At 70.3% G+C, this 25,351-nt stretch carries 23 protein-coding genes; 7 read left to right on the forward strand and 16 right to left on the reverse strand.

Annotation, left to right across the window (positions count from 1 at the left end):
* Positions 1-6: 6 nt before the first annotated feature.
* Positions 7-441, reverse strand: a complete 435-nt coding sequence (locus ACZ60E_RS19375; RefSeq protein WP_107019681.1) for a DUF948 domain-containing protein — start codon at positions 439-441, stop codon at positions 7-9.
* Positions 442-601: 160 nt separating this feature from the next.
* On the opposite strand from ACZ60E_RS19375, the gene ACZ60E_RS19380 reads away from it, so the two are divergent.
* Positions 602-2,788, forward strand: a complete 2,187-nt coding sequence (locus tag ACZ60E_RS19380) for an ATP-binding protein (protein ID WP_469441919.1) — start codon at positions 602-604, stop codon at positions 2,786-2,788.
* A gap of 45 nt (positions 2,789-2,833) precedes the next feature.
* Here the strand turns inward: ACZ60E_RS19380 and rpsD are convergent, their stop codons facing one another.
* The 3 genes from rpsD to ACZ60E_RS19395 all read right to left on the reverse strand — a co-directional run bounded on the left by rpsD (position 2,834) and on the right by ACZ60E_RS19395 (position 5,890).
* Complete coding sequence (gene rpsD, locus ACZ60E_RS19385; RefSeq protein ID WP_107019683.1) at positions 2,834-3,448, reverse strand: 30S ribosomal protein S4; 615 nt, start codon at positions 3,446-3,448, stop codon at positions 2,834-2,836.
* Between the two features lie 343 nt (positions 3,449-3,791).
* The gene (locus ACZ60E_RS19390) at positions 3,792-5,147 is read right to left on the reverse strand and encodes a replication-associated recombination protein A (RefSeq protein WP_384815380.1); all 1,356 of its coding nucleotides are present in this window, start codon (positions 5,145-5,147) and stop codon (positions 3,792-3,794) included.
* A gap of 104 nt (positions 5,148-5,251) precedes the next feature.
* The gene (locus ACZ60E_RS19395; protein WP_469441921.1) at positions 5,252-5,890 is read right to left on the reverse strand and encodes a vitamin K epoxide reductase family protein; all 639 of its coding nucleotides are present in this window, start codon (positions 5,888-5,890) and stop codon (positions 5,252-5,254) included.
* A 139-nt stretch (positions 5,891-6,029) separates the two neighbouring features.
* Between ACZ60E_RS19395 and ACZ60E_RS19400 the strand changes: the two genes are divergently transcribed.
* Genes ACZ60E_RS19400 through ACZ60E_RS19415 form a run of 4 tightly spaced genes read left to right on the forward strand, consistent with a single transcriptional unit; the run spans position 6,030 to position 9,584 of the window.
* Positions 6,030-6,896 (forward strand): ABC transporter ATP-binding protein, encoded by an 867-nt coding sequence (locus ACZ60E_RS19400; RefSeq protein WP_384815385.1) that lies wholly within the window; start codon positions 6,030-6,032, stop codon positions 6,894-6,896.
* Positions 6,893-7,741, forward strand: a complete 849-nt coding sequence (locus ACZ60E_RS19405) for an ABC transporter permease (protein WP_469441924.1) — start codon at positions 6,893-6,895, stop codon at positions 7,739-7,741. The genes ACZ60E_RS19400 and ACZ60E_RS19405 overlap by 4 nt, the downstream gene beginning before the upstream one ends.
* Before the next feature lie 11 nt (positions 7,742-7,752).
* On the forward strand, positions 7,753-8,964 hold the full coding sequence (locus ACZ60E_RS19410) for a sensor histidine kinase (protein ID WP_469442272.1): 1,212 nt from the start codon (positions 7,753-7,755) through the stop codon (positions 8,962-8,964).
* Positions 8,961-9,584, forward strand: a complete 624-nt coding sequence (locus ACZ60E_RS19415) for a response regulator (RefSeq protein WP_384815392.1) — start codon at positions 8,961-8,963, stop codon at positions 9,582-9,584. Before ACZ60E_RS19410 ends, ACZ60E_RS19415 begins: the two co-directional genes overlap by 4 nt.
* Before the next feature lie 163 nt (positions 9,585-9,747).
* On the opposite strand, the gene hisS is transcribed toward ACZ60E_RS19415, so the two are convergent.
* Both hisS and ACZ60E_RS19425 read right to left on the reverse strand, forming a co-directional pair.
* Positions 9,748-11,010: a histidine--tRNA ligase gene (hisS, locus tag ACZ60E_RS19420; protein WP_384810155.1), complete on the reverse strand. Its 1,263-nt coding sequence runs from the start codon at positions 11,008-11,010 to the stop codon at positions 9,748-9,750.
* A 13-nt stretch (positions 11,011-11,023) separates the two neighbouring features.
* Positions 11,024-11,740, reverse strand: coding sequence for an MBL fold metallo-hydrolase (locus ACZ60E_RS19425; protein WP_384810158.1), 717 nt, complete (start codon positions 11,738-11,740; stop codon positions 11,024-11,026).
* A gap of 181 nt (positions 11,741-11,921) precedes the next feature.
* On the opposite strand from ACZ60E_RS19425, the gene ACZ60E_RS19430 reads away from it, so the two are divergent.
* A complete protein-coding gene (locus ACZ60E_RS19430; RefSeq protein WP_384810161.1) occupies positions 11,922-12,761 on the forward strand; it encodes a peptidylprolyl isomerase in 840 nt (279 codons plus the stop codon).
* 135 nt (positions 12,762-12,896) lie between these two features.
* Positions 12,897-14,126, forward strand: coding sequence for a DUF349 domain-containing protein (locus ACZ60E_RS19435; protein ID WP_384810164.1), 1,230 nt, complete (start codon positions 12,897-12,899; stop codon positions 14,124-14,126).
* A 156-nt stretch (positions 14,127-14,282) separates the two neighbouring features.
* Here ACZ60E_RS19435 and ACZ60E_RS19440 read toward each other — a convergent pair whose 3' ends face one another.
* From ACZ60E_RS19440 to pdxT, 10 genes are all read right to left on the reverse strand, one after another.
* Positions 14,283-16,844, reverse strand: coding sequence for a RelA/SpoT family protein (locus ACZ60E_RS19440; protein WP_469441927.1), 2,562 nt, complete (start codon positions 16,842-16,844; stop codon positions 14,283-14,285).
* 228 nt (positions 16,845-17,072) lie between these two features.
* On the reverse strand, positions 17,073-17,612 hold the full coding sequence (locus ACZ60E_RS19445; protein ID WP_469441929.1) for an adenine phosphoribosyltransferase: 540 nt from the start codon (positions 17,610-17,612) through the stop codon (positions 17,073-17,075).
* The gene (gene secF, locus ACZ60E_RS19450) at positions 17,609-18,742 is read right to left on the reverse strand and encodes a protein translocase subunit SecF (RefSeq protein WP_384810170.1); all 1,134 of its coding nucleotides are present in this window, start codon (positions 18,740-18,742) and stop codon (positions 17,609-17,611) included. Before secF ends, ACZ60E_RS19445 begins: the two co-directional genes overlap by 4 nt.
* Position 18,743: 1 nt before the next feature.
* Positions 18,744-20,495, reverse strand: coding sequence for a protein translocase subunit SecD (secD, locus tag ACZ60E_RS19455; RefSeq protein ID WP_469441930.1), 1,752 nt, complete (start codon positions 20,493-20,495; stop codon positions 18,744-18,746).
* Between the two features lie 139 nt (positions 20,496-20,634).
* Complete coding sequence (gene yajC, locus ACZ60E_RS19460) at positions 20,635-21,168, reverse strand: preprotein translocase subunit YajC (protein WP_469441932.1); 534 nt, start codon at positions 21,166-21,168, stop codon at positions 20,635-20,637.
* A gap of 164 nt (positions 21,169-21,332) precedes the next feature.
* Entirely contained in the window at positions 21,333-22,403 is a 1,071-nt protein-coding gene (gene ruvB / locus ACZ60E_RS19465; protein ID WP_107019699.1) for a Holliday junction branch migration DNA helicase RuvB, read from the reverse strand.
* Between the two features lie 126 nt (positions 22,404-22,529).
* Positions 22,530-23,141 (reverse strand): Holliday junction branch migration protein RuvA, encoded by a 612-nt coding sequence (gene ruvA, locus ACZ60E_RS19470; protein WP_469441935.1) that lies wholly within the window; start codon positions 23,139-23,141, stop codon positions 22,530-22,532.
* Positions 23,138-23,683 (reverse strand): crossover junction endodeoxyribonuclease RuvC, encoded by a 546-nt coding sequence (ruvC, locus tag ACZ60E_RS19475; protein WP_384810181.1) that lies wholly within the window; start codon positions 23,681-23,683, stop codon positions 23,138-23,140. Before ruvC ends, ruvA begins: the two co-directional genes overlap by 4 nt.
* 220 nt (positions 23,684-23,903) lie before the next feature.
* The gene (locus ACZ60E_RS19480) at positions 23,904-24,656 is read right to left on the reverse strand and encodes a YebC/PmpR family DNA-binding transcriptional regulator (RefSeq protein ID WP_385834917.1); all 753 of its coding nucleotides are present in this window, start codon (positions 24,654-24,656) and stop codon (positions 23,904-23,906) included.
* Between the two features lie 76 nt (positions 24,657-24,732).
* Positions 24,733-25,338, reverse strand: a complete 606-nt coding sequence (pdxT, locus tag ACZ60E_RS19485; RefSeq protein ID WP_385834918.1) for a pyridoxal 5'-phosphate synthase glutaminase subunit PdxT — start codon at positions 25,336-25,338, stop codon at positions 24,733-24,735.
* Positions 25,339-25,351: the final 13 nt, after the last annotated feature.

Here is a 25,351-nt window from a genome sequence, read left to right on the forward strand (position 1 = left end):
GCTGCGTCAGTCCTTCTTCCGCTTTCCCCGTCGCGCCGACGGGACGGTGCGGCCCACGATCACGGTGCGTCGCGTGGGCTTGGCGGGCTCGTCCTCGCGGCGGCCGCCCATGGCCCGGCGCACGCCGTAGCCGAACGCCGCCACCTTCACCAGCGGGCCGCCGAAGGTCGAGGCGACGGTCGAGGAGAGCGCCGACGCGTTCGACGTGACCTCCTGGACGTCCGCGGCGATGGCGTCGACCCGCTCGATCTGGGTCTGTGCGGAGCGCACGGCCGCGGAGGCGTCCGCGAGGAGCGGGACCGTCTGTTCGGTCACGTCCGCGACGAGCTTGGTGGTCGCCCTGAGCGTCTGGGCCAGCCTCGCAAGTGCCACCGCGAGGAAGGAGACCAGGATCGCCCAGAAGACGGCCACCAGGATCCCGGCCACCTCACCACCGGACACTGCGCACCCGCTCCCTGAACTCGTGCCTCACCATCGAAAAGTCGTCCTCCGACCCTATCGCGCCGGGGCCGCGGCTCCGTACCGGATTACCGCCCGTCGCAACAGTCCTCGCGGGAAGCGATTGTACGGAGTGCTCATGGATGAGTACGCTCCGTTGCCCATGCGGTCTTCTCAGGGTTCTCAGCCCTCCGGAGCGGGGGCGGGCGGTCACCGGGCCGGCAATCTGCCCCTGGAACTCAACGCGTTCGTGGGCCGGGCGGCCGAGCTGACGCGACTGGACGCGGCGCTCGGCGCGGCGCGGCTGGTGACGGTGACGGGCCCCGGCGGGGTCGGCAAGTCACGGCTGGCGGCGCGCGCGGCGGCCCGGCTCCGGCCGGACGACGGGGTGTGGCGGGTGGAGCTGGCCGAGCTGCGCGAGCCGGAACTCGTCGCGTACGCGGTCGTGGAGGCGCTGGGGCTGACGGATCACACCTCGCGGCCGCCGCGCCAGGTCCTGCTCGACCATCTTGCGCAGCGGCACCTCCTGCTCGTGCTCGACGGGTTCGAGCATCTGGTCGACGCGTGCGCGTCGCTGGTCGGTGAGCTGCTGCGGCGCGCGGCGGGTCTGCGGGTGCTCGCCGTGGGGCGCAGGCCGCTCTCGGTGGAGGGCGAGCAGGTGTTCCCGCTGGCGCCGCTGACCGAGGCGGAGGCGGCCGAGCTGTTCGCGGACCGCGCCGCCGCCGGCACACCGGGTTTCACGCTGCACGACGGCAACCGCACGGACGTCCACGAGATCTGCCGGCGGCTGGACGGGGTCCCGCTCGCCGTGGAACTGGCCGCGGGACGGCTGCGGGCCCTCTCCCCCGCGCAGCTGCTGGTCCGGCTCGACGACCGTTTCCGGCTGCTCACGGGTGGGGGGCGCGACACGCTGCCGCGCCATCAGGCGCTGCGTACGACGATCGGCTGGAGCCATGAACTGTGCACGCCGCAGGAGCGGCTGATGTGGGCGCGGTTGTCGGTGTTCGCCGGGCAGTTCGACCTGGAGTCCGTGGAGTACGTGTGCGGGGGCGGCGGACTGCACCCCGACAACATCCTCGACGTGCTCCACGAGCTGCTGGCCCAGTCGGTGATCACCCGCGAGGAGACACCTGCGGGCGTGCGCTACCGGATGCTGGACACGGTCCGGGCCTACGGCGCGGACTGGCTGGAGGCCACCGACGACGGGGCGCGGCTGCGGCGGCGGCACCGGGACTGGTTCATGGGGCTGGCGACCTGGGGCGAGCTGGACTGGTTCTCGCCCCGGCAGCACGAGGTGGCCGCGCGGGTGGAGGCGGAGCTGCCGAATCTGCGCCGCGCCCTGGAGCACTGTCTGAGCGAGCCGGACGACGGGCATCTGGGCCAGTACCTCGCGGGGACCCTCTGGTTCTACTGGGTGGGCTGCGGGCGGCTGTCGGAGGGGCGGCACTGGCTGGAGCGCAGTCTGGACCTGGACACCGAGCACGAGGGTTCGCGGCTGAAGGCGCTGTGGGTGCTGGGCTATGTGGCGATTCTCCAGGGCGACACCGTGCCCGCGTTCGCCGCGCTCGGCGAGTGCCGTCGGACGGCGGAACTCGCCGGGAACCGGACCGCGCTGGCCTACGCCGAGCACCGCACCGGCTGTCTGGCCCTGGTCACCGACGACATGCCCCGCGCGCAGACCCTGCTGCGCTCGGCGCTCGACCGATATCACGAGATCGGTGAGCTGAACAGCAACGTCCTGATGGCGCAGGTGGAGCTGGCGATGGCGCTGGCCTTCCAGGGCGAGCTGCCGGACGCGGTGCGCCTGTGCGAGGAGGTGCGCCGGGTCTGCGTGGACCACGGGGAGCGCTGGTCGCTGGCGTACGCGCTGTACGTGCTGGCGTACGCGGCCTGGGCCGAGGGTGATCCGGCGGGCGCCCGACGGCTGCTGACGGAGTGCCTGGACATCACCCATGCCTTCCACGACCTGCTCGGCACGGTCCTGACGGTGGAGCTGCTCGCGCTAATCACCGTGGCGGAGGGCGACGCGGCCGAGGCGGCGGTGCTCCAGGGTTCCGCCTCCCGGATGTGGCCGTCGGTGGGCCTGCCCCTGTTCGGCTCGGCCTACTACAACGCCCCGCACGAGCAGTGCGAGGCCATGGCCCGTGAGCGGCTGGGCGACGAACGGTACGAGGAGTGCGTACGGACCGGGGCGCGGCTGGGCCGGCAGGCGGCGGTGGGCCGGGCGCTGGGCCGCACCCGGCCGGAGGCGCTCGGCGCCTCGGCCGCGCCGCGTGGCATCACTGCACCCCCGGACATGAGAGAACCCGCCGCCTCGCCCACCCGCAAGGGTGGGGAGACGACGGGCTGACGCTCTACGAGCGGGCGCGAGGCCGGTGGTGCTGTGTACGCCTGATCAGCGGGCGTAGTACTCGACGACGAGCTGCTCGTCGCAGATCACCGGGATCTCCTTGCGGTTCGGCTCGCGGTCCAGGCGGAACGCCAGGGCGCCGAGGTTCACCTGGAGGTAGCGCGGGGTCTCACCGTCGGGGGCGAACCCACCGGCACGGGCGACCTCGAACAGCGTCTTGCTGCGGCTGCGCTCGCGGACCATCACGACGTCGTCGGGCTTGACGCGGAACGACGGCTTGTCGACCTTGCCGCCGTTGACCTCGATGTGGCCGTGCACGACCATCTGGCGGGCCTGGTAGATCGTGCGGGCGATGCCCGAACGCAGAACCAGGGCGTCGAGACGACGCTCCAGCTCGATGACCAGGGCCTCACCGGTCTTGCCCTGCGTCTTGGCGGCACGCTCGTAGGCGCGGACGAGCTGACGCTCGGACACGTCGTACTGCGCGCGCAGACGCTGCTTCTCCAGCAGACGGACCTTGTAGTCCGAGTTCTGCTTGCGGCCACGGCCGTGCTCGCCGGGCGGGTACGGGCGGGCCTCGAAGTACTTGACGGCCTTCGGGGTCAGCGCGATGCCGAGGGCACGCGACTTCTTGACCTTGGGGCGGGACTGGTTCGTCATGAACCAAACACCTCGTGATTTCTGATGTGAATACGGCTTCACCAGTGGTTAGGGGAGGTCGCATCCGCAGCCAGGGAAACCCTTCGGGTCCTTCACGGACCTGTTGGGCAGCCGCTCCCTGAGCTGGGCACATGTGCAGCACGCGAGTGGCCCACCGACCGGTTCCCGGAGAACTCCGAGAGGGTGATGGGCTGCCCGCGACACCTTCGACGGTGCGCGACGCTCCTGGGTTCCTCACCCGGGGGTGGGGGCTCCGGCTGCATGTCCCGTTCTGGTGGTGCCGACTTCCTTGTTGAAGGAGGCCGGACACGGGACGCAGCGCTGCGGAGAGTCTACAGGGTGATCAGGACCGCCCTCGACCGAGGTGTTTCCTGGTCCACTCCACCGCGTCCGCGTAGCGCGCCTCGGCACCGTGCCGGGTCGGGGTGTAGTACTCCCGGTCCTTCAATTCCTCGGGCGCGTACTGCTGGGCGGCGATGCCTTCGGGGAGGTCGTGCGGATACACGTACCCCTGCGCGTGACCGAGCTTGGCCGCGCCCTTGTAGTGCCCGTCCCGCAGGTGCATCGGCACGGGACCGGCGTGGCCCTTGCGCACGTCCTCCATGGCGGCGCCGATCGCCGTCGTCGCGGCGTTCGACTTCGGGGCCAGGGCGAGGGCGATGGTGGCGTGGCTGAGGGTGAGCGCGGCCTCGGGGAAGCCGATCATGGCGACGGCCTGGGCGGCGGCGACCGCCGTGGGCAGGGCGTTCGGATCGGCCAGGCCGATGTCCTCGCTGGCGGAGATCATCAGCCGACGGGCGATGAAGCGGGGGTCCTCGCCGGCCTCGATCATCCGGGCCAGGTAGTGCAGTGCCGCGTCGACGTCCGAGCCCCTGATCGACTTGATCAGGGCGCTGGCCACGTCGTAGTGCTGGTCGCCGTCGCGGTCGTACTTCACCGCGGCCCGGTCGACGGTCTCCTCCAGGGTCTGGAGGGAGATCTCGGCGTCCTTCTTGTCGAGTGCGGCCCCGGCGGCGGCCTCCAGGGCCGTGAGGGCGCGCCGTGCGTCACCGCCGGCGATCCGCAGAAGGTGCTCCTCGCTCTCCTCGGGGAGGGTGAGGGCCCCCTTGAGGCCGCGCTCGTCGGTGAGCGCCCGGCGCAGCAGCCCGCGCAGGTCGTCGTCCGTGAGCGGTTCGAGGGTGAGGAGCAGCGAGCGGGACAGCAGCGGGGAGATGATCGAGAAGTACGGGTTCTCCGTGGTCGCCGCGATCAGCGTCACCCAGCGGTTCTCCACGGCCGGGAGCAGGGAGTCCTGCTGGGCCTTGCTGAAGCGGTGGATCTCGTCGAGGAAGAGGACGGTCTCCTTGCCGTACCCCCCGGTGGCCCGGCGGGCGCCCTCGATGACCGCGCGGACCTCCTTGACGCCCGCGGTGATCGCGGAGAGCTCCACGAAGCGCTTGTTCGTCGCCTTGGAGACCACGTACGCCAGGGTCGTCTTGCCAGTGCCGGGCGGGCCCCAGAGGATCACCGAGGAGGGCCCGGCCGGGCCGCCGCCGCCCTCGCCGACGAGTCTGCGCAGGGGCGAGCCCGGCTTCAGCAGATGCTGCTGCCCCTCGACCTCGTCGAGGGTGCGCGGGCGCATCCGGACGGCCAGGGGGCTCCCCGAGGGGTCCTTCTCCTGGCGTTCTTCGGCTGCGGCGGTAAACAGGTCGGGCTCCACGTCCAAAACCCTATGTCACGCCACTGACAACGCGGCCGGGCCCTTGTCCCGCACAGGATCCGCCGGTTCCCGCAAGGGTTCCGCCGGGCGCACCGCCGGTCGCGTCAGCTGGTCCAGAAGTCCCACCAGCGCGTGAGGATCAGCATGCCGATGATCCCGATGTGCAGGACCGGCAGCACCCAGGCGAACTCGTCGAGGAACCCCTTCAGCCAGCCGGGCGCGGGCAGCAGGCCGTTGCGGACGTTGTGCGAGGTCACGGCCCAGAACATGATGATCGTCGCAACCCAGGCGAGGCAGCACCACAGGCAGAGCGAGTTGATGTTGTACAGCGACTGGTACTGCAGCCAGGTCACGAACCCGACCCCGAACAGCGTGCCCGCGTTGAAGGCCAGCCAGTACCAGCGCGGGTAGGTCGCCCGCCCCAGCAGGCTCACGCCGACGGCGATCACGATGCCGTACGCCACGAGGCCCATCATCGGGTTGGGGAACCCGAAGACGGAGGCCTGGTCGCTCTTCATGATGTTGCCGCAGGAGACGACCGGGTTCAGGCTGCAGCCCGGCGTGAAGTTCGGGTCCTCCAGCAGCTTGAACTTGTCGATGGTGATGACCCAGGAGGCCAGCAGCCCGGCCGCGCCCGTGACCATCAGCAGCAGGGCGAGGAAACGCCCGCCGCCCACGGTCCGTGGGACTCCCGCGGCTCCCTGATCGGTGGAGACGCCTTCCCTGACTGTCGTCTTGCTCATCACGCCGTTTCCGTAGCTTGAGAGGACCTTCCGGGCACGGTCATTGTGCCGCACACGCGCGTGTGTCCACCGTTCGATGGACATAAGGAAGTACGTGCGGTCGTCCCGGAACGCTCGCTTCGGCGGGACGCTCGTTCGCATGACAGCACACGCGAACGAACTCGCGGTCGACGTACGGGGGCTGCGCAAGCAGTACGGCGACATCACCGCCGTCGACGGCATCGATCTCGGCATCCGGCAGGGCGAGGTGTTCGGCCTGCTCGGACCCAACGGCGCGGGCAAGAGCACCACGGTGGAGATCCTTCAGGGCAACCGTTCCCGCGACGCGGGCGAGGTCTCGGTGCTCGGCACCGATCCGGTGAACGCCACACGCGCGTGGCGTTCCCGGGTCGGCATCGTCTGGCAGGACGAATCCGCGCCCCCCGAGTTGACGGTGGGCGAAACGGTCCGTCATTTCGCGCGCTACTACCCGAAGCCGCGCGACCCGGAAGAGGTCATCGGCCTGGTGGGCCTTGAGCAGAAGACGGGCAGCCGGATCAAGGCGCTCTCGGGCGGGCAGCGGCGCCGGCTCGACGTGGCGCTCGGGGTGATCGGCGATCCCGACCTGCTGCTCCTGGACGAGCCCACGACCGGTTTCGACCCGGCGGCCCGGCGGCAGTTCTGGGAGCTGATCCGCAGGCTCGCGGACGAGGGCACCACGATCCTGCTGACCACGCACTACCTGGAGGAGGCGGAGGCGCTCGCGGACCGGCTCGCGGTGATCGCGCGCGGGCTGGTCGTGGCCGAGGGCGAACCGGCGGAGCTGCGCGACCGGTTCGGCACCGAGGCCGTCGTCGAGTGGACGGAGTCCGACGGCTCCCCCCGCACCGAACGCACCGGCACGCCCACGCGTACGGTCGCCGAGCTCATGCACCGCTTCGACGGGGAGATCCCGGGGCTGAGGGTGGCCCGCCCGACCCTGGAGGACGTCTATCTGCGGCTCACGGGCCAGGAGGGCACACGATGACCACGACGACGACACGGGCGCGTACGCGGGACAGCGGCACGCAGCGGCTCCCGGCGGCCTGGCGGCTCGGATTCCACCGGGGCGCCCTGGAGATCAAACAGTTCTTCCGGCTGCGCGACCAGGTGGTCTTCACCTTCGCCTTCCCCATCGTGTTCCTCTTCCTCTTCGCCTCGATCTTCAGCGACGACGTGACGGGCGCGGGCGTCACGGCCTCGCAGCTGTACGTACCGGCGATGATGGCCGCGGGCATCATGACCACCAGCTTCCAGTCGCTCGGCATCTCGATCGCGATCGAGCGGGACGAGAAGGTGCTGCGCCGGCTGCGCGGGACCCCGATGCCGCCGGCCGCGTACTTCATAGGGAAGATCTGGCTGGTTCTCGTCACCGGCTTCCTGGAGACGGTGATCCTGCTCCTCGTGGGCATCACGTTCTACGGCGTGGAGCTGCCCTCGGACGCCGTGAAGTGGCTGCACCTCGGCTGGATCTTCCTGCTGGGCCTGACGGCGTGCGCCCTGCTCGGCATCGCGATCAGCTCGGTCCCGAAGACCGGCAAGAGCGCCACATCCGTGGTCGTCCTGCCCTTCCTGGTGCTGCAGTTCGTCTCCGGCGTCTACATCTCCATCGACACCATCCCGGACTGGATGCTGAACATCAGCGCGGTGTTCCCGCTGAAGTGGATGTGCCAGGGGCTGCGCGGGGTGTTCCTGCCGGAGTCGGCGCAGGTCCTGGAGCAGACGGGCAGCTGGGAGTTCGGGCGGATCGCGCTGGTGCTCGGGGCGTGGTGCGTCGGAGGATTGCTGCTGTGTCTGCTGACCTTCCGCTGGAAAACCCGCCGCGACGGATGAGCGGCACAGCCATGGACCACGGCGACGGCGCCTACACCTGGGACCGTTCTTTCCGGCTCTGGGACTCGTACTTCGCCGTGGTGTGGGCGGCCACCCTGGTGTTCGTGCTCGGCACGGACTTCCCGGGGTGGCACACCCGCGTCGTCGCCGCGGCCCTGCTCGTCCCGCTGGTCCCCTGGTACGTACTGGTGGGCCGCCCGACCCTCAGGAGCGAACCGCCCGACGAGCGGCGGGCCCTCGCGTTCCTCGCCGGATGCCTGGCGCTGTTCCTCCCCTCCGCGGTCCTGGTCGGCGAGACCCGGCTGATGACCTTCGCGCTCGTCCCGCCCTGCTTCATGGCGCTGTGCCTGCGCCGGGCCCTGGCCGCGGTCGTCGTCATCAACCTCGCGCCGGTGGTGGGCTGGGCGCTGCTGTGGTGGCCCAACGACCACGCCGTGTTCTTCAACTCGGTGTTCGCCGTGGTCACCCTCGTCTTCTCGGCGGCCGTCGGCACCTGGATCATCCGGGTCATCGAGCAGAGCCAGGACCGGGCCACGCTGATCGCCGAGCTGGACGCCAGCCGCCACGAGCTCTCACGGCTCTCGGCCGCGCACGGCGCGCTGGCCGAGCGGGAGCGCCTCTCCCGGGAGATCCACGACACGCTCGCGCAGGGCTTCACGAGTCTGCTGATGCTCACGCAGGCGGTCGAGGCGGAGCTGGACCGCTCCGATGTGGTGAAGGCCCGCCGGCATCTGGCCCTGATGGAGGGCACCGCACGCCAGAACCTCGCCGAGGCGCGGGCCCTGGTCGCCGGCGGTACGCCCGCCGACCTCGACGGGGCGTCGCTGCCCGACGCGCTGCGCCGGCTCGCCGCACGGCACGAGGCGTCGGTGACCGTGTCCGGTCCCGTGCGCGCGCTGCCCGCCGCGACGGAGGTCGTCATCCTGCGCGGCTGCCAGGAGGCGCTGTCCAACGCCCGCAAGCACGCGGGGAGTTCGGCCGCGGTCGACATCGAGCTGAGCTACTCCTCCGAAGAACTCTCGGTGCGTGTGGGCGACGACGGGTGCGGCTTCGATCCGTCGCTGCCGTCCGGGGGTTACGGGCTCGTGGGCCTGCGGGCGCGGGCCGCCGAGGTGGGCGGGACGACGGTGGTCCGCAGCGCGCCCGGCGAGGGCACCACGGTCACGGTCCGGCTCCCCGTACCGCTCACACCGCTCACACCGCTCGAAAGGGGTACCCCGTGATCCGGATCGTCCTCGCCGACGATCATCCCGTCGTGCGCGAGGGGCTGCGCGCGATGCTCAGCGCCGAACCCGATCTGGACGTCGTGGCCGACGCCTCCAGCGGGCCCCAGGCGGAGGCCCTGGCCGCGGAACTCCGGCCGGACATCGTCCTGATGGACCTGCGGATGCCGGGCGGCGGGGGCGTCGACTCGATCCTCCGGATGACCGAGGCGGGGCTGCCGTGCCGGATCGTGGTGCTCACCACGTACGAGACCGACCGGGACATCCTGCGGGCCGTCGAGGCCGGGGCCGCGGGGTATCTGCTCAAGGATCTGCCACGGGGTGAGCTGGCGGACGCGGTACGGGCCGCCGCCCGCGGGGAGACCGTCCTGGCGCCGTCCGTCGCCGCGCGGCTGGTGGACCAGCTGCGTACGAAGCCGGAGCGGCCGCGGTTGTCCGCGCGGGAGGTGGCGGTGTTGCGGCTAGTGTCCGAGGGGTGCACGAACGCCGAGATCGGGCGGCGGTTGTTCATCGGGGAGTCGACGGTGAAGACGCATCTGCTGCGGGCGTTCGGAAAACTGGGGGTCGACGACCGGACGGCGGCGGTCACTAGCGCGATGCGTTTCGGCTTGCTTGAGTGACCTTTCCTCGCCCCCGCCGCCCTTACCCGTTCCCGTCACTGACTCGGGGGCGCTGCCCCCGAACCCCCGGTCCTCAAACGCCGGACGGGCTGGTTTTCCAGCCCGTCCGGCGTTTGAGGACACAGTGACGGGACGGGTAGGGGCGGCGGGGGCGAGAAAAGTCCTAGCTCAGGCGGGACTCAAGCTCCGCCACGATCTCGTTCACGCCGACCGCCACCTGTTCTCCGGACTCCATGTCCTTCAGCTGCACGACCCCCTCGGAGAGATCCCGCTCACCGGCGACGACCGTGTAGCGCGCCCCACTGCGGTTCGCGTTCTTCATGGCGCCCTTCAGGCCCTTACCCCCGTAAGAGAAGTCCGCCGCAACCCCGTTGCGCCGCAACTCGGTCACCACACCGAAGAGCACCCGACGGGCCTCCTCCCCGAGCGGTACCGCGAACACACTCGTGGCGGAGGGAAGCTGGAGCGAGACACCCTCGGCCTCAAGGGCGAGGACCGTACGGTCGACGCCCAGCGCCCACCCGACGGACGGCAGCGCGGGCCCGCCGATCATCTCGGAGAGGCCGTCGTAGCGACCGCCACCCCCCACCGCGGACTGCGAGCCGAGCCCGTCGTGCACGAACTCGAACGTCGTCCGGGTGTAGTAGTCGAGCCCCCGGACGAGCTTCGGGTCGTCCTCGTAGGAGACGCCCGCGGCCGTGATCAGCTCGCGCACCTCCTCGTGGTACGCCTTGCACGCGTCGCAGAGGTAGTCCCGCAGGAGCGGGGCGCCCACCAGCTGCTTCTGGACGTCGTCCCGCTTGTCGTCGAGGACGCGCAGCGGGTTGATGTCGGCGCGGCGCAGGGTCTCCTCGTCGAGGTCGAGCCCCCGCAGGAAGTCCTGGAGCGCGGCCCGGTAGACGGGCCGGCACTCCTTGTCGCCGAGCGAGTTGAGCAGGATCCGGAACTCGCGCAGTCCGAGCGAGCGGTACGCCTGGTCGGCCAGGATGATCAGCTCGGCGTCGAGCGCCGGGTCCTCGGCCCCGATGGCTTCCGCGCCGACCTGGGAGAAGTGCCTGTAACGGCCCTTCTGCGGGCGCTCGTAGCGGTAGTAGGAGCCCGAGTACCAGAGTTTGACGGGGAGGTTGCCGAGCTTGTGGAGGTTGGCCTCCAGCGCGGCCCGCAGCACGGACGCCGTGCCCTCGGGGCGCAGCGCCAGCTGGTCGCCGCCCTTGGTCTCGAAGGCGTACATCTCCTTGGTCACGATGTCGGTGGACTCACCGACCCCGCGTGCGAACAGCTCGACGCTCTCGAAGCCGGGCGTCTCGATGTAGCCGTAACCGGAGTTGCGCAGCGGAGCGGCGATCGCCTCGCGCACCGCGAGGTACTTCGCGCTGTCCGGCGGGATGAGGTCGTACGTGCCCTTGGGGGCCCTGAAGGTGCTCACGGGAGGTCTCTCGTCACATTCCTCGTCGAGGAGCGGAGGTCGGGTCCGCTCCGGGGCCGGGCGCCGCCACCTGCCGCAGGTACGGGTTGGTGGCGCGCTCCTGGCCGATGGTCGTCTGGGCGCCGTGGCCGGACAGCACCACGGTCGAGTCGTCGAGCGGCAGGCACACACGTGCCAGCGAGCCGAGCATCTCGTCCATGTCGCCGCCGGGCAGGTCGGTGCGTCCGATGGAGCCGGCGAAGAGCAGATCCCCGGAGAAGAAGACGGAGGGGATCTCCGCGCTCTCGGGCATCCGGAACGTCACCGACCCCTTCGTATGGCCCGGCGCGTGCGCGACGGAGAAGTCCAGGCCGGCGAGTCTCAGCGCGGCGCCGTCCGTCAGTTCCCGTACGTCGTCCGGTTCGCCGACCGTCAGCTCGCCCATCAGCGGCATGCCGATCGAGCGGCCGAGCGCCCGCTCCGGGTCGCTCATCATGTAGCGGTCCTCGGGGTGGATCCAGGCGGGCACGTCGTGCGCGCCGCACACCGGGACCACCGAGGCCACATGGTCGATGTGGCCGTGCGTGAGGACGACGGCGACGGGCTTGAGCCGATGCTTGGCGAGCGCTTCCTCGACTCCCTGGGCGGCCTGGTGGCCCGGGTCGATGATCACGCACTCCTCACCGGCGGCGGGGGCGACCACATAACAGTTGGTGCCCCAGGCCCCGGCGGGGAACCCGGCAATGAGCACGTTCGTCCTTCGGTATGCCGTACGGAATGTCGCACGGGGGATGGCTTCGCTGCGGTTCAGAGCCTACCGGCGCTGCCGGAACCACAGCGAACCCATATACGGTACGGGGCACACGCAGGCGGTCGGCTCACAAGACCCACGCGTCCCACCTGACGTACGAGACGCATGAGGAGATAACCCGGTGGTCACCCAGGAACAGCGGCGGCGTCAGCTCGCCCGGGAGAAGTTCTTGCGGCAACAGCAGCGGCGTACGTCCGCTCGGCGCAAGGCCCACGCTCGTAACGCGGTGATCGCGTCGGTCCTCGGCGTGATCGTCGTCGGCAGCGTGGTGTCGTACGCGACCGGGGTCTTCAAGAAGGACGACGACGACAAGTCGAACGCCGCCGCGGAGGCCACCCCGAGCGCCTCCCCCAGCAAGGCCCCGGACCCCTGTGACAAGGCCGCCGCGGGCAAGGTGAAGTCGCTGACGTACAAGAAGGAACCGGCGATCACCATCGACAAGTCGGCGGACTACACGATGAAGCTGCAGACGACCTGCGGCGCGATAGACATCGACATGCCGGCCTCGAAGGCCCCGCACACCGTGAACTCGTTCAGCTTCCTCACGGGCAAGGGCTATCTGGACCACACCAAGTGCCACCGTCTGACGACGAACGGCATCTACGTGCTCCAGTGCGGTGACCCGCAGGGCACCGGCATGGGCGGCCCCGGCTACACGATTCCCGACGAGAACCTCAAGGACAAGCGCCTCAAGGGCGATGTCTATCCGGCGGGCACGGTGGCGATGGCCAACCAGTACAACGCGCAGACGAAGGAAGGCCGCAACAGCGGCGGCAGCCAGTTCTTCCTCGTCTACCAGGACAGTCAGTTGCCGGCCAACTACACACCGTTCGGCACGATTTCCGAATCGGGCATGAAGGTGCTGAAGAAAATCGCGGGCGCCGGCGAGAGCACTGGCCAGGGCGACGGCGCACCCAACGCGACCGTCGTGATCGACAAGGCGACCGTGACGAAATCCTGACCGCAGGCAGCGAAATTTCGGTCGCGCGGGATGCGGACAGCCGCCCCGCCGGTCGCCTATGTTGGCCGTGACGAAACTGTGGACGATGCCCGGGGGCAATGCCGCCCCACGCAGGCATCATGTGGAGGAGGCGCTGTGAGCAGCGACCCGTGGGGCCGCGTCGACGAGACGGGCACCGTGTACGTGCGTACCACCGACGGCGAGCAGGTCGTCGGTTCCTGGCAGGCCGGTACTCCCGACGAGGCACTGGCCTACTTCGAGCGCAAGTACGAGGGACTGGTCGTGGAGATCGGCCTTCTCGAACGACGGGTGAAGACCACCGACCTGTCCTCGAAGGACGCCCAGGTCGCCATCTCCCACATCCGCGAACAGGTGGACGCCCACCACGCGGTCGGGGATCTGGACGCGCTGAAGGTCCGGCTGGACAAGCTCGTCGAGACGGTCGACGCCCGTCGTGAGGAGCGCAAGGCTCAGCGGGCGAAGCAGTCCGACGAGGCCCGGCACTCCAAGGAGGCGCTGGTCGTCGAGGCGGAGGAACTGGCCCAGTCGGACCAGTGGCGGGCCGCCGGTGAGCGGCTGCGGGCGCTCGTGGACACCTGGAAGGGCCTGCCGAGGCTCGACCGGAAGTCCGACGACGAGCTGTGGCACCGCTTCTCGCACGCGCGCTCGGCGTTCTCCAAGCGGCGCAAGGCGCACTTCGCGTCGCTGGACGCGCAGCGCGAGGAGGCCCGCAAGACCAAGGAGAAGCTGGTCGCGGAGGCCGAGTCGCTCTCGGCCTCGGCCGACTGGGGTCCGACGGCGGCCCGTTACCGCGAGCTGATGGCGGACTGGAAGGCCGCGGGCCGCGCCCAGCGCGAGCACGAGGACGACCTGTGGAACCGCTTCCGCGGCGCCCAGGACGTGTTCTTCGCGGCGCGCAGCTCGGTCTTCGCCGAGCGGGACGCGGAGCAGACGGAGAACCTGAAGCTCAAGGAGGAGCTGGCCGAGGAGGCCGAGAAGCTCGTCCCTGTGCAGGATCTGAAAGCGGCCAGGGCCGCTTTTCGCTCGATCAACGAGCGCTGGGAGGCCATCGGCCATGTGCCGCGGGACGCCCGGCCGAAGGTCGAGGGGCGGATGCACGCCGTGGAGCGGGCGCTCCAGGAGTCCGAGGAGACCGAGTGGCGCCGGACGAACCCGGAGGCACGCGCGCGTGCGGAGGGTCTGACCGGGCAGCTGCAGGCTGCGGTGGACAAGCTCCAGGGGCAGATCGAGACGGCTCGCTCCGCCGGTAACGGGGCCAGGGCCGACAAGCTCCAGCGGGAACTCGACGGGCGGCAGGCTCTGCTGGAGCAGGCGCTCAAGGGGCTGCACGAGTTCGGCGGCTAGCTCCGCCGGGGCGCTCCGCTGGACGGCCCGTTTTTGACTGCGGGTGCGTCGTGGCTGGTCGCGCAGTTCCCCGCGCCCCTTCGGGGGCGCTGCCCAACCGACGAAGGAGGGGCTCCCGTACAGACCGTACGGGAGCCCCTCCTTCGTGTTCTGCTGCTAGGCCTCCGACGGGCGGCGGGCCGATGTCACCCGGTAGACGTCGTACACGCCCTCCACTCCCCTGACCGCCTTCAGGACGTGGCCCAGGTGCTTGGGGTCGCCCATCTCGAAGGTGAAGCGGGAGGTGGCCACCCGGTCGCGGGACGTCTGGACGGCCGCGGACAGGATGTTGACGTGCTGGTCGGACAGGACGCGTGTGACGTCCGACAGGAGCCGTGAGCGGTCCAGTGCCTCGACCTGGATGGCGACCAGGAAGACCGAGGACTGGGTGGGGGCCCACTCGACTTCGAGGATGCGCTCGGGCTCGCGGGACAGGGAGTCGACGTTGACGCAGTCCGTGCGGTGGACCGACACCCCGCTGCCGCGCGTCACGAAGCCCATGATCGGGTCGCCGGGAACGGGCGTACAACAGCGGGCCAGCTTGACCCACACGTCGTCGACGCCCTTGACGACGACACCCGGGTCGGCGTTCGAGCGGCGCTTGCGGCCCCGGCCGCGCGCGGGCGGGACGCTCTCGTCGATCTCCTCGGTGGCGGCCTCCTCGCCGCCGAGCGCCTGCACGAGCTTCTGCACGACACCCTGCGCGGCCACATGGCCTTCGCCGATGGCCGCGTACAGGGACGAGATGTCGGGGTAGCGCATCTCGTGCGCGAGCGTGACCAGCGAGTCGCCGGTGAGGATGCGCTGGATCGGCAGGTTCTGCTTGCGCATGGCCCGCGCGATGGCGTCCTTGCCCTGCTCGATCGCCTCGTCGCGGCGCTCCTTGGAGAACCAGGCGCGGATCTTGTTGCGGGCGCGGGGCGACTTGACGAAGCCCAGCCAGTCCCGGGAGGGTCCGGCGCCGGCCGCCTTGGAGGTGAAGACCTCCACCAGGTCGCCGTTGTCGAGGGTCGACTCCAGCGGTACGAGGCGTCCGTTGACGCGTGCTCCTATGGTGCGGTGGCCCACCTCCGTGTGCACCGCGTAGGAGAAGTCCACGGGGGTCGCGCCGGCCGGCAGCGCTATCACGTCGCCCTTCGGCGTGAAGACGAAGACCTCGTTGCGCGAGAGGTCGAAGCGCAGGGACTCCAGGAACTCGCCCGGGTCCTCGGTCTCCTTCTGCCAGTCGAGGAGCTGGCGCAGCCACGCCATGTCGTTGAGGTGGTCGTCCTTGCCGGTGGTCCGCGGCTGGTCGGAGCGCACCTTGGAGGCGCCGGCGACGGCCTCCTGCTTGTACTTCCAGTGGGCGGCGATGCCGTACTCGGCGCGGCGGTGCATGTCGAACGTACGGATCTGGAGTTCGACCGGCTTGCCGTTGGGCCCGATGACCGTCGTGTGCAGCGACTGGTACATGTTGAACTTGGGCATCGCGATGTAGTCCTTGAACCGCCCCGGAACCGGGTTCCAGCGGGCGTGGACGGTGCCCAGTGCCGCGTAGCAGTCGCGGACCGTGTCGACGAGGACGCGGATGCCCACCAGGTCGTAGATCTCCGCGAAGTCACGGCCGCGGACGATCATCTTCTGGTAGACGCTGTAGTAGTGCTTCGGGCGGCCGGTGACGGTCGCCTTGATGCGGGCCGCGCGCAGGTCGGACTGGACCTCGTCGGTCACTATGGCGAGGTATTCGTCGCGCTTGGGGGCGCGCTCGGCGACCAGGCGCACGATCTCGTCGTACATCTTGGGGTAGAGGATCGCGAAGGCGAGGTCCTCCAGCTCCCACTTGATGGTGTTCATGCCCAGGCGGTGGGCGAGCGGCGCGTAGATCTCCAGGGTCTCGCGCGCCTTCTTCTCCTGCTTCTCGCGCTTGAGGTAGCGCATGGTGCGCATGTTGTGCAGGCGGTCGGCGAGCTTGATGACCAGGACGCGCGGGTCCTTGGCCATGGCGACGACCATCTTGCGGACGGTCTCGGCCTGCGCGGCCTCGCCGAACTTGACCTTGTCGAGCTTGGTGACGCCGTCGACGAGCAGGGCGACCTGGTCGCCGAAGTCCTTGCGGAGGGTGTCGAGGCCGTACTCGGTGTCCTCGACCGTGTCGTGCAGGAGCCCCGCCATCAGCGTCGCCGGGTCCATGCCCAGCTCGGCGAGGATCGTCGTCACCGCGAGCGGGTGCGTGATGTACGGGTCGCCGCTCTTGCGCTTCTGGCCGCGGTGCCAGCGCTCGGCGACCTGGTAGGCGCGCTCGACCTGGCGCAGCGTGGCCGTCTCGATCTTCGGGTCGTTGCTGCGCACGATCCGCAGCAACGGCTCCAGCACCGGGTTGTACGGGTTCGAGCGCTGGACGCCGAGACGGGCGAGCCGGGCCCGTACACGGTTGGAGGAGCCACCGGAGCGCGCGGGCTGGCCGGCGGCGGGCCGGGCGGCGGACGCGGGGCGGGCCGCCGGCGTGGAGGCCTGCCGCTCGGGAGCCGCCGGCTCGGGACGTGGCTGATCCGCCGCCTCGGCCGGGGCGGCCGACCCGTTCTTCGCGGGTGCGGGCGCGGCGGGCGTGCCCGTGGACGCCGCGGGCTGCCCGGGCTTGGCGGCGGGTGATACCCCCGGGCGGTCGGCCCTGGGGGCGAGTGGCTGGGCCTCGTCTGGCAAGAGGGCTCCTCGTGCGCGATCCGGGTCCCCGGTCAGGCTCCGGAAACTCCATGGTAGCGATCCTGGGCTCGGGTCTCGCCTTCGGCCGGTGGGACGGCCTTCCACGGGAGAAACACGAGAGGCGGGTCCCGGATTCCTCCGGGACCCGCCTGCGCGGTGTCCTGCGGGGTTCTGAACGATGTCCGACGGGTGGCCGCCCGGTTGCCGGGAGGCAGGTCGTCCGGTCGCTCAGACCGTGAGCAGTGCCTCCAGCGGGGCGCCGTCCAGAGCGGGCTCCAGACGGGCACGGCCGCCCAGGAAGCCCAGCTCCATGAGAACGGCGACCCCGGCGACCTCGGCGCCCGCCCTGCGGATCAGCTGGAGCGAGGCCTCGGCGGTGCCACCGGTGGCGAGGACGTCGTCGACGACCATGACGCGGTCGCCCGGCGTGAGGTCCTCGGCGTGCACCTCGATCTCGGCGGAGCCGTACTCCAGCTCGTACGACTGGCTGAGGGTCGCTCCGGGGAGCTTGCCGGCCTTGCGCACGGGGATGAAGCCCAGTCCGGCGCGGACCGCGACGGGGGCGCCGAGGATGAAGCCGCGGGCCTCCAGGCCGACGATCTTCGTGGCGCCGTTGCGGACACTGACCTCGGCCAGGGCTTCGGTGAGCGCCGTGAACGCCGCCGGGTCCGCCAGGAGCGGGGTGATGTCCTTGAACACCACGCCCGACTCCGGGTAGTCGGGCACGTCACGGATGCGGCTGAGCAGCAGCTCCTCGACGCCGGTCATCGGCGCTTGCCCGAGGGACGGCCGCGGCCCCTGCCCCGGGAGGAGGGCTGGGCGCGCTGGGCACGGGGTCCGACGACCGCGGGGGTCGCGTCGTCGTCCTCCGGCTCCTCGTCGTCGTACGAGCGCTCGACGACCGGGGCCTCCAGGGACTCGCCCTTCGCCGCGGCGGCGGCCCGCTTGGCCAGGACGCGCTTCCTCAGTGCCTTTATCTGCGGCTCGCGCTCCTTGAGGTCGGCGACGAGCGGCGTGGCGATGAAGATCGAGGAGTACGCGCCGGCGGCGAGGCCGACGAACAGCGACAGCGAGATGTCGTTGAGCATGCCCGCGCCGAGGACACCGCCACCGATGAACAGCAGGCCCGCCACCGGGAGCAGCGCGACGACCGTGGTGTTGATCGAACGCACCAGGGTGCCGTTGATCGAGCGGTCGGCGATCTCGCTGTAGGTGTAGCGGGTCTGTTTGGTGATGTCCTTCGTCTGTTCCTTGAGGCTGTCGAAGACGACCACCGTGTCGTACAGCGAGTAACCGAGGATCGTGAGCAGACCGATCACGGTGCCCGGGGTGACTTCGAACCCGACGAGTGCGTAGACGCCGACCGTGATGGTGATGTCGTGGATGAGCGCCACGAGCGCCGCCGCGGCCATGCGCCACTCGAAGGCGATCGCCAGATAGATCACGACGAGGACCATGAAGATCGCCAGGCCCTGCCAGGCCTTGTTGGCGACCTGATCACCCCAACTGGGGCCGACCAGATCGGCGTTGATCTTCTCCGGGTCGACCTTGAGGTCCGAGGCGAGGGTCTTCTTGATCTGGTCGGACTTGCTGGTGTCGACGCCGGCGACCTGGATGCGCAGTCCGCCGTTGCCGAGCTTCTGGACGATCGCGTCGTGGCCCGAGGCCTCTTCCGCGTACGTCTCGGCCTGGCTCACCGAGACGCTGGTGCGCTCCGTGGTGAAGACGGCGCCGCCCTGGAACTCGATGCCCATGTTCAGGCCGCGCACCGCGAGGCCCAGGATCGCCGTGATGGTGATCAGGATCGAGACGCCGTACCAGATCTTGCGCTTGCCGACGAAGTCGTAGCCGATCTCACCGCGGTGGAGCCGGGCGCCGAGGGTGCCGAGTTTCGACATCTCACGCCTCCTTCGTGTCGACGGGGGCGGACGCACGACGGGTGCGGCGCAGCGGCGGCTGCACGCCCAGTCGCTTCGGGTCGAGGCCGGACCAGCTGTGGCCGTCCGCGAAGAACTTCCTGCGGGCCAGAAGCGTCATCAGCGGCTTGGTGAAGAAGAAGACGACCACCACGTCGAGCAGGGTGGTCAGACCCAGGGTGAAGGCGAAGCCCTGGACCTTGCCGACGGTGACGACGAAGAGCACGGCGGCGGCGAGGAACGACACGAAGTCGGAGACCAGGATGGTGCGCCGGGCGCGCGGCCAGGCACGCTCGACCGCGGGGCGCATCCTGCGGCCTTCGCGGATCTCGTCACGGATGCGTTCGAAGAACACGATGAACGAGTCCGCCGTGATGCCGATGGCCACGATGGCGCCGCAGACCGCGGGCAGGTTCAGCGCGAAGCCGATGGTCGGGCCGAGCAGCGCCATGATCACGTACGTCATGACCGCGGAGACCAGCAGCGAGGCGATGGCGATGAGCGACAGACCCCGGTAGTAGAGCACCAGGTAGATGATGACCAGGGCCAGGCCGATGGCGCCGGCGATCAGACCGGCCTCCAGCTGCTCGCCGCCGAGCGCGGCGGTGACGGTGGTGACGCTCGCCTCGGTGAAGGTGAGCGGCAGCGCGCCGTACGACAGCATGTTGGCGAGGTCCTGGGCCTCCTGCTGGTCGAAGCTGCCGGAGATCTCCGCGGTGCCGCCGGTCAGCGCCTGGCTGACGTACGGGTCGGAGACGACCTCACCGTCGAGGACGATGGCGAACTGGTTCTGCGGGGACTGGTTCTGCGCCAGCTTGCCCGTGATGCTCGCGAACTTCTTGCCGCCCTTGCCGGTGAAGTCCATGGTGACTTTCCAGCCCGCGGCACCCTGGGTGTCGAACACGGCCGAGGCCTTGTCGACGTCCGTGCCCTCGACCTCGGCCGGGCCCAGGATGTACTTCTGCCACTGGCCCTGCGAGTTCTGGCCGCAGGCCACGGTCGGGTCGCCGGCCTTGACGCCGTCACCGGCCTTGGCGCGGACCGTCTTCTTGCTGCAGTCCAGCGCCGTGTACTGCGCCTGGAGCTTCGCGGTCGCCGGGTCGGTGCTCGCGGACGCCGAGGGGCTGGCAGCGGGGGACTCACTGCCCGTGCTGCTCCCCGAGGGAGTGGGGTCGGCCTTCAGCGCGTCGGTGACCGCCCGGCCCTGCGAGGTGGCGGAGGCGGAGGGCGACGAGGACGAGGTGGCCTTCTCGCTCTCCTTCGCCGAGGCGGAAGGGCTCGCGGAGGAGCTGCCGGACGCGCTCGGGGACGGGGTCGCGGCGTCGGCGCCGGTGACCTCGGTGACCAGCACGGGACGGAAGTAGAGCTTGGCGGTGGTGCCGACCTGTTCCCGGGCCTGCTCGGAGTTCGTACCCTTGGGGATGTTGACGATGATGTTGCTGTCGCCCTGGGTCTGCACCTCCGCTTCGCTGACGCCCAGACCGTTGACACGGCGGTTCATGATGTCGACCGCGGTGTCCATGTTGGTCTTGTTGATCGCGTTCTTCTGACCGGGCTCGTTCTTCGCCTGGAGCGTGATGCTCGTACCGCCTGCGAGGTCGATGCCCAGTCGCGGTGTCGTGTGCCCGGAGGCGAACATGCCGCCGGTGAGCGCCACGATGGCGATCAGGATCAGGGCCAAGGTGCGCCCCGGCCTGCTCTGGGTGCCCTGTCGGCCCTTCTTAGGTGCTGCCACCTTCTCGTTCTCCCTCTTCGTCCGCCCGGTCTCTCGGTACCTTCGCGGACGGGCATCAAATGGTGTGGGGTTCCACGCGAAGCCGGACGTCCGGGGACCACGGCGCGCGAGCGGCGCACTCCGCGGTCCCCGGTCGTGGCTACTTCGTGTCGGACTCGCCGTCGGACTTCTTCAGCTCCGCGGCGTCGGTCTTCTTCGGCTCCGCGACGGCGGACTCGTCGGCGGGCTCCGCGACGGGCTCGGTCGTCGGCTCGGCGACGGGCTCGTCGGCCGCGTCCTTCTTGCCGAGGTCGACGTGCTTGCCGTCGGAGACGTCGGCGGACTCGTCCGTCTCGGTGAGGGAGGAGGCGTCGTCCGGCACGACCGACTCGTCGGACTTCAGGTCGTGCTCGATGCCGTGGACGATGCGGTTGTACTCGTCGTCGCCGAGGACCGCGCCGATGGCGTTCTTCGCGAAGAGCAGGTCGACGCCCGGGCCCGCGTCAAGGAGGACCGTCTCCTCGTTGACCTCCTTCACCGTTGCGTACATGCCACCGATCGTGCGGACTCCGGTGCCGGGCTGCATGTCGTTGCGCATCTGCGCAGCCGCATTCTGCTTCTTCTTGGCCGACCGGGTCATCAGGAACATGGCCCCGATGAGCACGATGAACGGGAGGAGGGTCACGAGACTCACGGGACGGAACTTCCTTCATTCGACCGCGATGGTGAGCGGCCTGATGGATGGGGGTATGTACGCCGTCGACAAGGGCGGCATCGGCGGAGTCTAAGCGAGTCCGCCGTCAAGGAACAACGCTCAGCATGGCACCGGGGTTCCTGACCTCGCGAGCCCCCTCGCCGTCACGCCCCGAACAGGTCCCCTTGTCCGTTTCCACCGGTTGACGACCGGGGCGGCGTGAGCCCCAGGTGAGCCCACGCGGCCGGAGTGGCGACGCGTCCGCGGGGCGTACGGGCCAGCAGCCCCTCGCGTACGAGGAAGGGCTCGGCCACCTCTTCCACGGTCTCCCGCTCCTCCCCCACGGCCACGGCGAGCGTGGAGAGGCCGACGGGCCCGCCGCCGAAGAGCTTGAGGAGGGCTTCGAGGACGCCCCGGTCGAGACGGTCGAGGCCGCGGCTGTCCACTTCGTACACCGCGAGGGCGGCCCTGGAGATGTCCTGGTCGATGACGCCGTCGGCCTTGACCTGGGCGTAGTCGCGGACCCGGCGCAGCAGGCGGTTGGCGATACGCGGCGTGCCCCGGGAGCGGCCGGCGATCTCGGCGGCCCCGTCCGTGTCGATCTCCACGTCGAGCAGATGTGCGGAACGGTGGATGACCCGCTCCAGCTCGGCGGGCTCGTAGAACTCCATGTGGGCGGTGAAGCCGAAGCGGTCGCGCAGCGGGGGCGGCAGCAGGCCCGCGCGCGTGGTGGCGCCGACCAGCGTGAAGGGCGGCAGTTCGAGGGGGATGGCGGTGGCGCCGGGGCCCTTGCCGACGATGACGTCGACGCGGAAGTCCTCCATCGCCATGTAGAGCATCTCCTCGGCGGGCCGCGACATGCGGTGGATCTCGTCGAGGAAGAGGACCTCGCCCTCCTGGAGGGAGGAGAGGATCGCCGCGAGGTCGCCCGCGTGCTGGATGGCGGGGCCGCTGGTGATGCGGATCGGGGCCTCCATCTCGGCGGCGATGATCATCGAGAGGGTGGTCTTGCCCAGGCCGGGGGCGCCGGAGAGCAGCACGTGGTCGGCGGTGGCGCCCCGCGCGCGGGCGGCGCGCAGGACGAGGTCGAGCTGTTCGCGGACCTTCTCCTGACCGATGAACTCACCGAGGTCCTTGGGCCGCAGGGCGGCCTCGACGGCCTGCTCCTCACGATCCCCGGCAGCACCGACGAGCCGCTCGCCGCTGCCGTCGTCGGTCGTCTCGTCCCAGTTCATTCGGCGTGCCTCGCGGGGTAGTGGTTCAGGTCGTGCGGACGTGGGGTGCCCCGAAGGGGCGCGGGGAACTGCGCGACCGGCCACGACGCACCCGCAGGTTCATGACGGCCCCTCCCCCGGCAGGGCTCAGCGGGCCCGGTTGAGCGTCTGAAGCGCGGCCTTCAACAACTGACCGATCTGCGGCACCTCGCCGGAGGCCTCCGCCTGCGGCGCAACCGCCGACACCGCCTCGTCGGCCTCCCGGGTCGCATATCCCAGCCCGATCAGCGCGGCATGCAGCTGCTCCCGCCACCCCTCGGCGACGGGCCGCCCGATCGCCGCGCCCCCCGTACCGAGCGGCTCCCCGAGGCGGTCCTTCAGTTCGAGCAGCAGCTTCTGGGCCCCCTTCTTGCCGATGCCCGGGACGGCGGTGAGGGCCTTCTCGTCCCCGGTGGACACCGCGCGGCGCAGGGCGTCCGGGCTGTGCACGGCGAGCATCGCCTGGGCCAGCCGCGGCCCCACCCCGCTCGCGGTCTGCAGCAGCACGAAGGTCTGGCGCTCGTCGTCGTCCGCGAAGCCGTACAGCGTCAGCGAGTCCTCGCGGACGACCAGGGAGGTGGCGAGCCGGGCCTCCTTGCCCATGCGCAGTCCGGAGAGGGTGTCGGGGGTGCACTGGACGGCGATGCCGATACCGCCCACCTCGACCACCGCGGAGTCGGGGGCGAGGGCGGCGACCTTGCCGCTGACGAAGGCGATCATCGGGTGACCTTCCGGGTGGAGAGCTGGGCCCGGCGGTGCGCGGCCTGTGCCTGCTGGAGGCGGTTCACGGCCGGGGCACGCCAGATGTGGCAGATGGCGAGGGCGAGGGCGTCGGCGGCGTCGGCGGGCCTGGGCGGTGCGTCGAGCCGCAGCAGCCGGGTGACCATGGCGCCGACCTGGGCCTTGTCGGCGCGGCCGTTGCCGGTGACGGCGGCCTTGACCTCGCTGGGGGTGTGCAGGGCGACGGGGATGCCGCGCCGGGCCGCGCAGAGCATCGCGACCGCGCTGGCCTGGGCCGTGCCCATCACCGTACGGACGTTGTGCTGGCTGAACACCCGCTCCACTGCGACGTATTCGGGGCGGTGCTCGTCGAGCCACTGCTCGATGCCCTGCTCGATGGCGACGAGGCGCTGTCCCAACTCCGCGTCGGAGGGGGTGCGGACGACTCCGACGGCGATCATGGTGAGCGGCCGGCCCGCCACGCCTTCGACGACCCCGACACCGCACCGGGTCAATCCGGGGTCAACGCCCAGTACCCGCACCCGGCCCCCTCCTTCGACTGATCGGCCCCACCCGGCCACCACCGGGGTGCTGTCCCCGATTCGTGCAGGTTATCGGGTGCCACCGACAACGCCCGCCAGCGACGCCCGGCAAGGGGGCGGGCCGACAACGGGACGGGCCGACGGGGTGTGTCCCGTCGGCCCGTTGAGCCCGTACCGGCTGCGGCGCGACGACGCGCGGCGGGCGGTGTGCGGCGCGGTGTTACGCGTCGACCTTCTCCATGACCTCGTCGCTCACGTCGAAGTTGGCGAAGACGTTCTGCACGTCGTCGCTGTCCTCAAGGGCGTCGATGAGCTTGAAGATCTTCCGGGCGCCGTCCTCGTCCAGCTCGATCTGCATCGTCGGGACGAAGTTGGCGTCGGCCGAGTCGTAGTCGATGCCGGCCTCCTGGAGCGCGGTGCGCACCGCGACCAGGTCGGTGGCCTCGGAGAGGACCTCGAAGGACTCACCGAGGTCGTTGACCTCCTCGGCACCCGCGTCGAGCACGGCACCGAGGACGTCGTCCTCGGACAGCTCGCCCTTGGGGACGATGACGACGCCCTTGCGGTTGAAGAGGTACGCGACGGAACCCGGGTCGGCCATGTTGCCGCCGTTGCGGGTCATGGCGACGCGTACGTCCGAGGCGGCGCGGTTGCGGTTGTCGGTGAGGCACTCGATGAGCACCGCGACACCGTTCGGGCCGTACCCCTCGTACATGATCGTCTCGTAGTCGGCGCCACCGGCTTCGAGACCACCGCCGCGCTTGACCGCGGAGTCGATGTTCTTGTTCGGGACCGAGGACTTCTTGGCCTTCTGCACGGCGTCGTAAAGCGTCGGATTGCCGTCGAGGTCCACGCCGCCCATGCGCGCCGCGACCTCGATGTTCTTGATCAGCTTCGCGAAGAGCTTGCCGCGCTTGGCGTCGATCACGGCCTTCTTGTGCTTCGTCGTGGCCCATTTAGAGTGGCCGGACATCTGCCTGTCTCCTTCGCGTAACCCAACCAGTACGAACTCCCGGGGCTTCGAGAGCCTGGGGGACCCCCAGATCCTACTAGGACGCCGCTGTCCGGGTCGCGCGGACCATGTCGACGAAGAGACCGTGCACGCGGTGGTCGCCGGTCAGTTCCGGATGGAACGACGTGGCGAGCGCGTTGCCCTGGCGTACGGCGACGATGTGACCGCCGTACTCGGCCAGTACCTCGGCCTCCGCGCCCACCGATTCCACCCAGGGGGCCCGGATGAAGAGTCCCTCCACAGCATCGCCCTCGATGCCCCTCACGTCGACCTTCGCCTCGAAGGATTCGTTCTGCCGTCCGAAGGCGTTGCGGCGCACGATCATGTCGATGCCGCCGATCGTCTCCTGGCCCGAGCGCGGGTCGAGGATCTTGTCGGCGAGCATGATCATGCCCGCGCAGCTGCCGTAGACGGGCAGGCCGTCCCGCACGCGCGCGCGAAGGGGCTCCATCAGGCCGAAGAGGACGGCCAGTTTGGAGATGGTGGTGGACTCACCGCCGGGGACGATCAGTCCGTCGACCTCGGCGAGTTCCTCGGGGCGCCGCACCGGCCTGGCCACGGCGTCCGCCGCGGCCAGGGCGATGAGGTGCTCCCGTACGTCGCCCTGGAGGGCCAGGACGCCTATGACGGGGGTGGTGCTCATCTACGGAGTGCCT

The sequence above is a fragment of the Streptomyces sp. NPDC102514 genome, assembly GCF_055584525.1.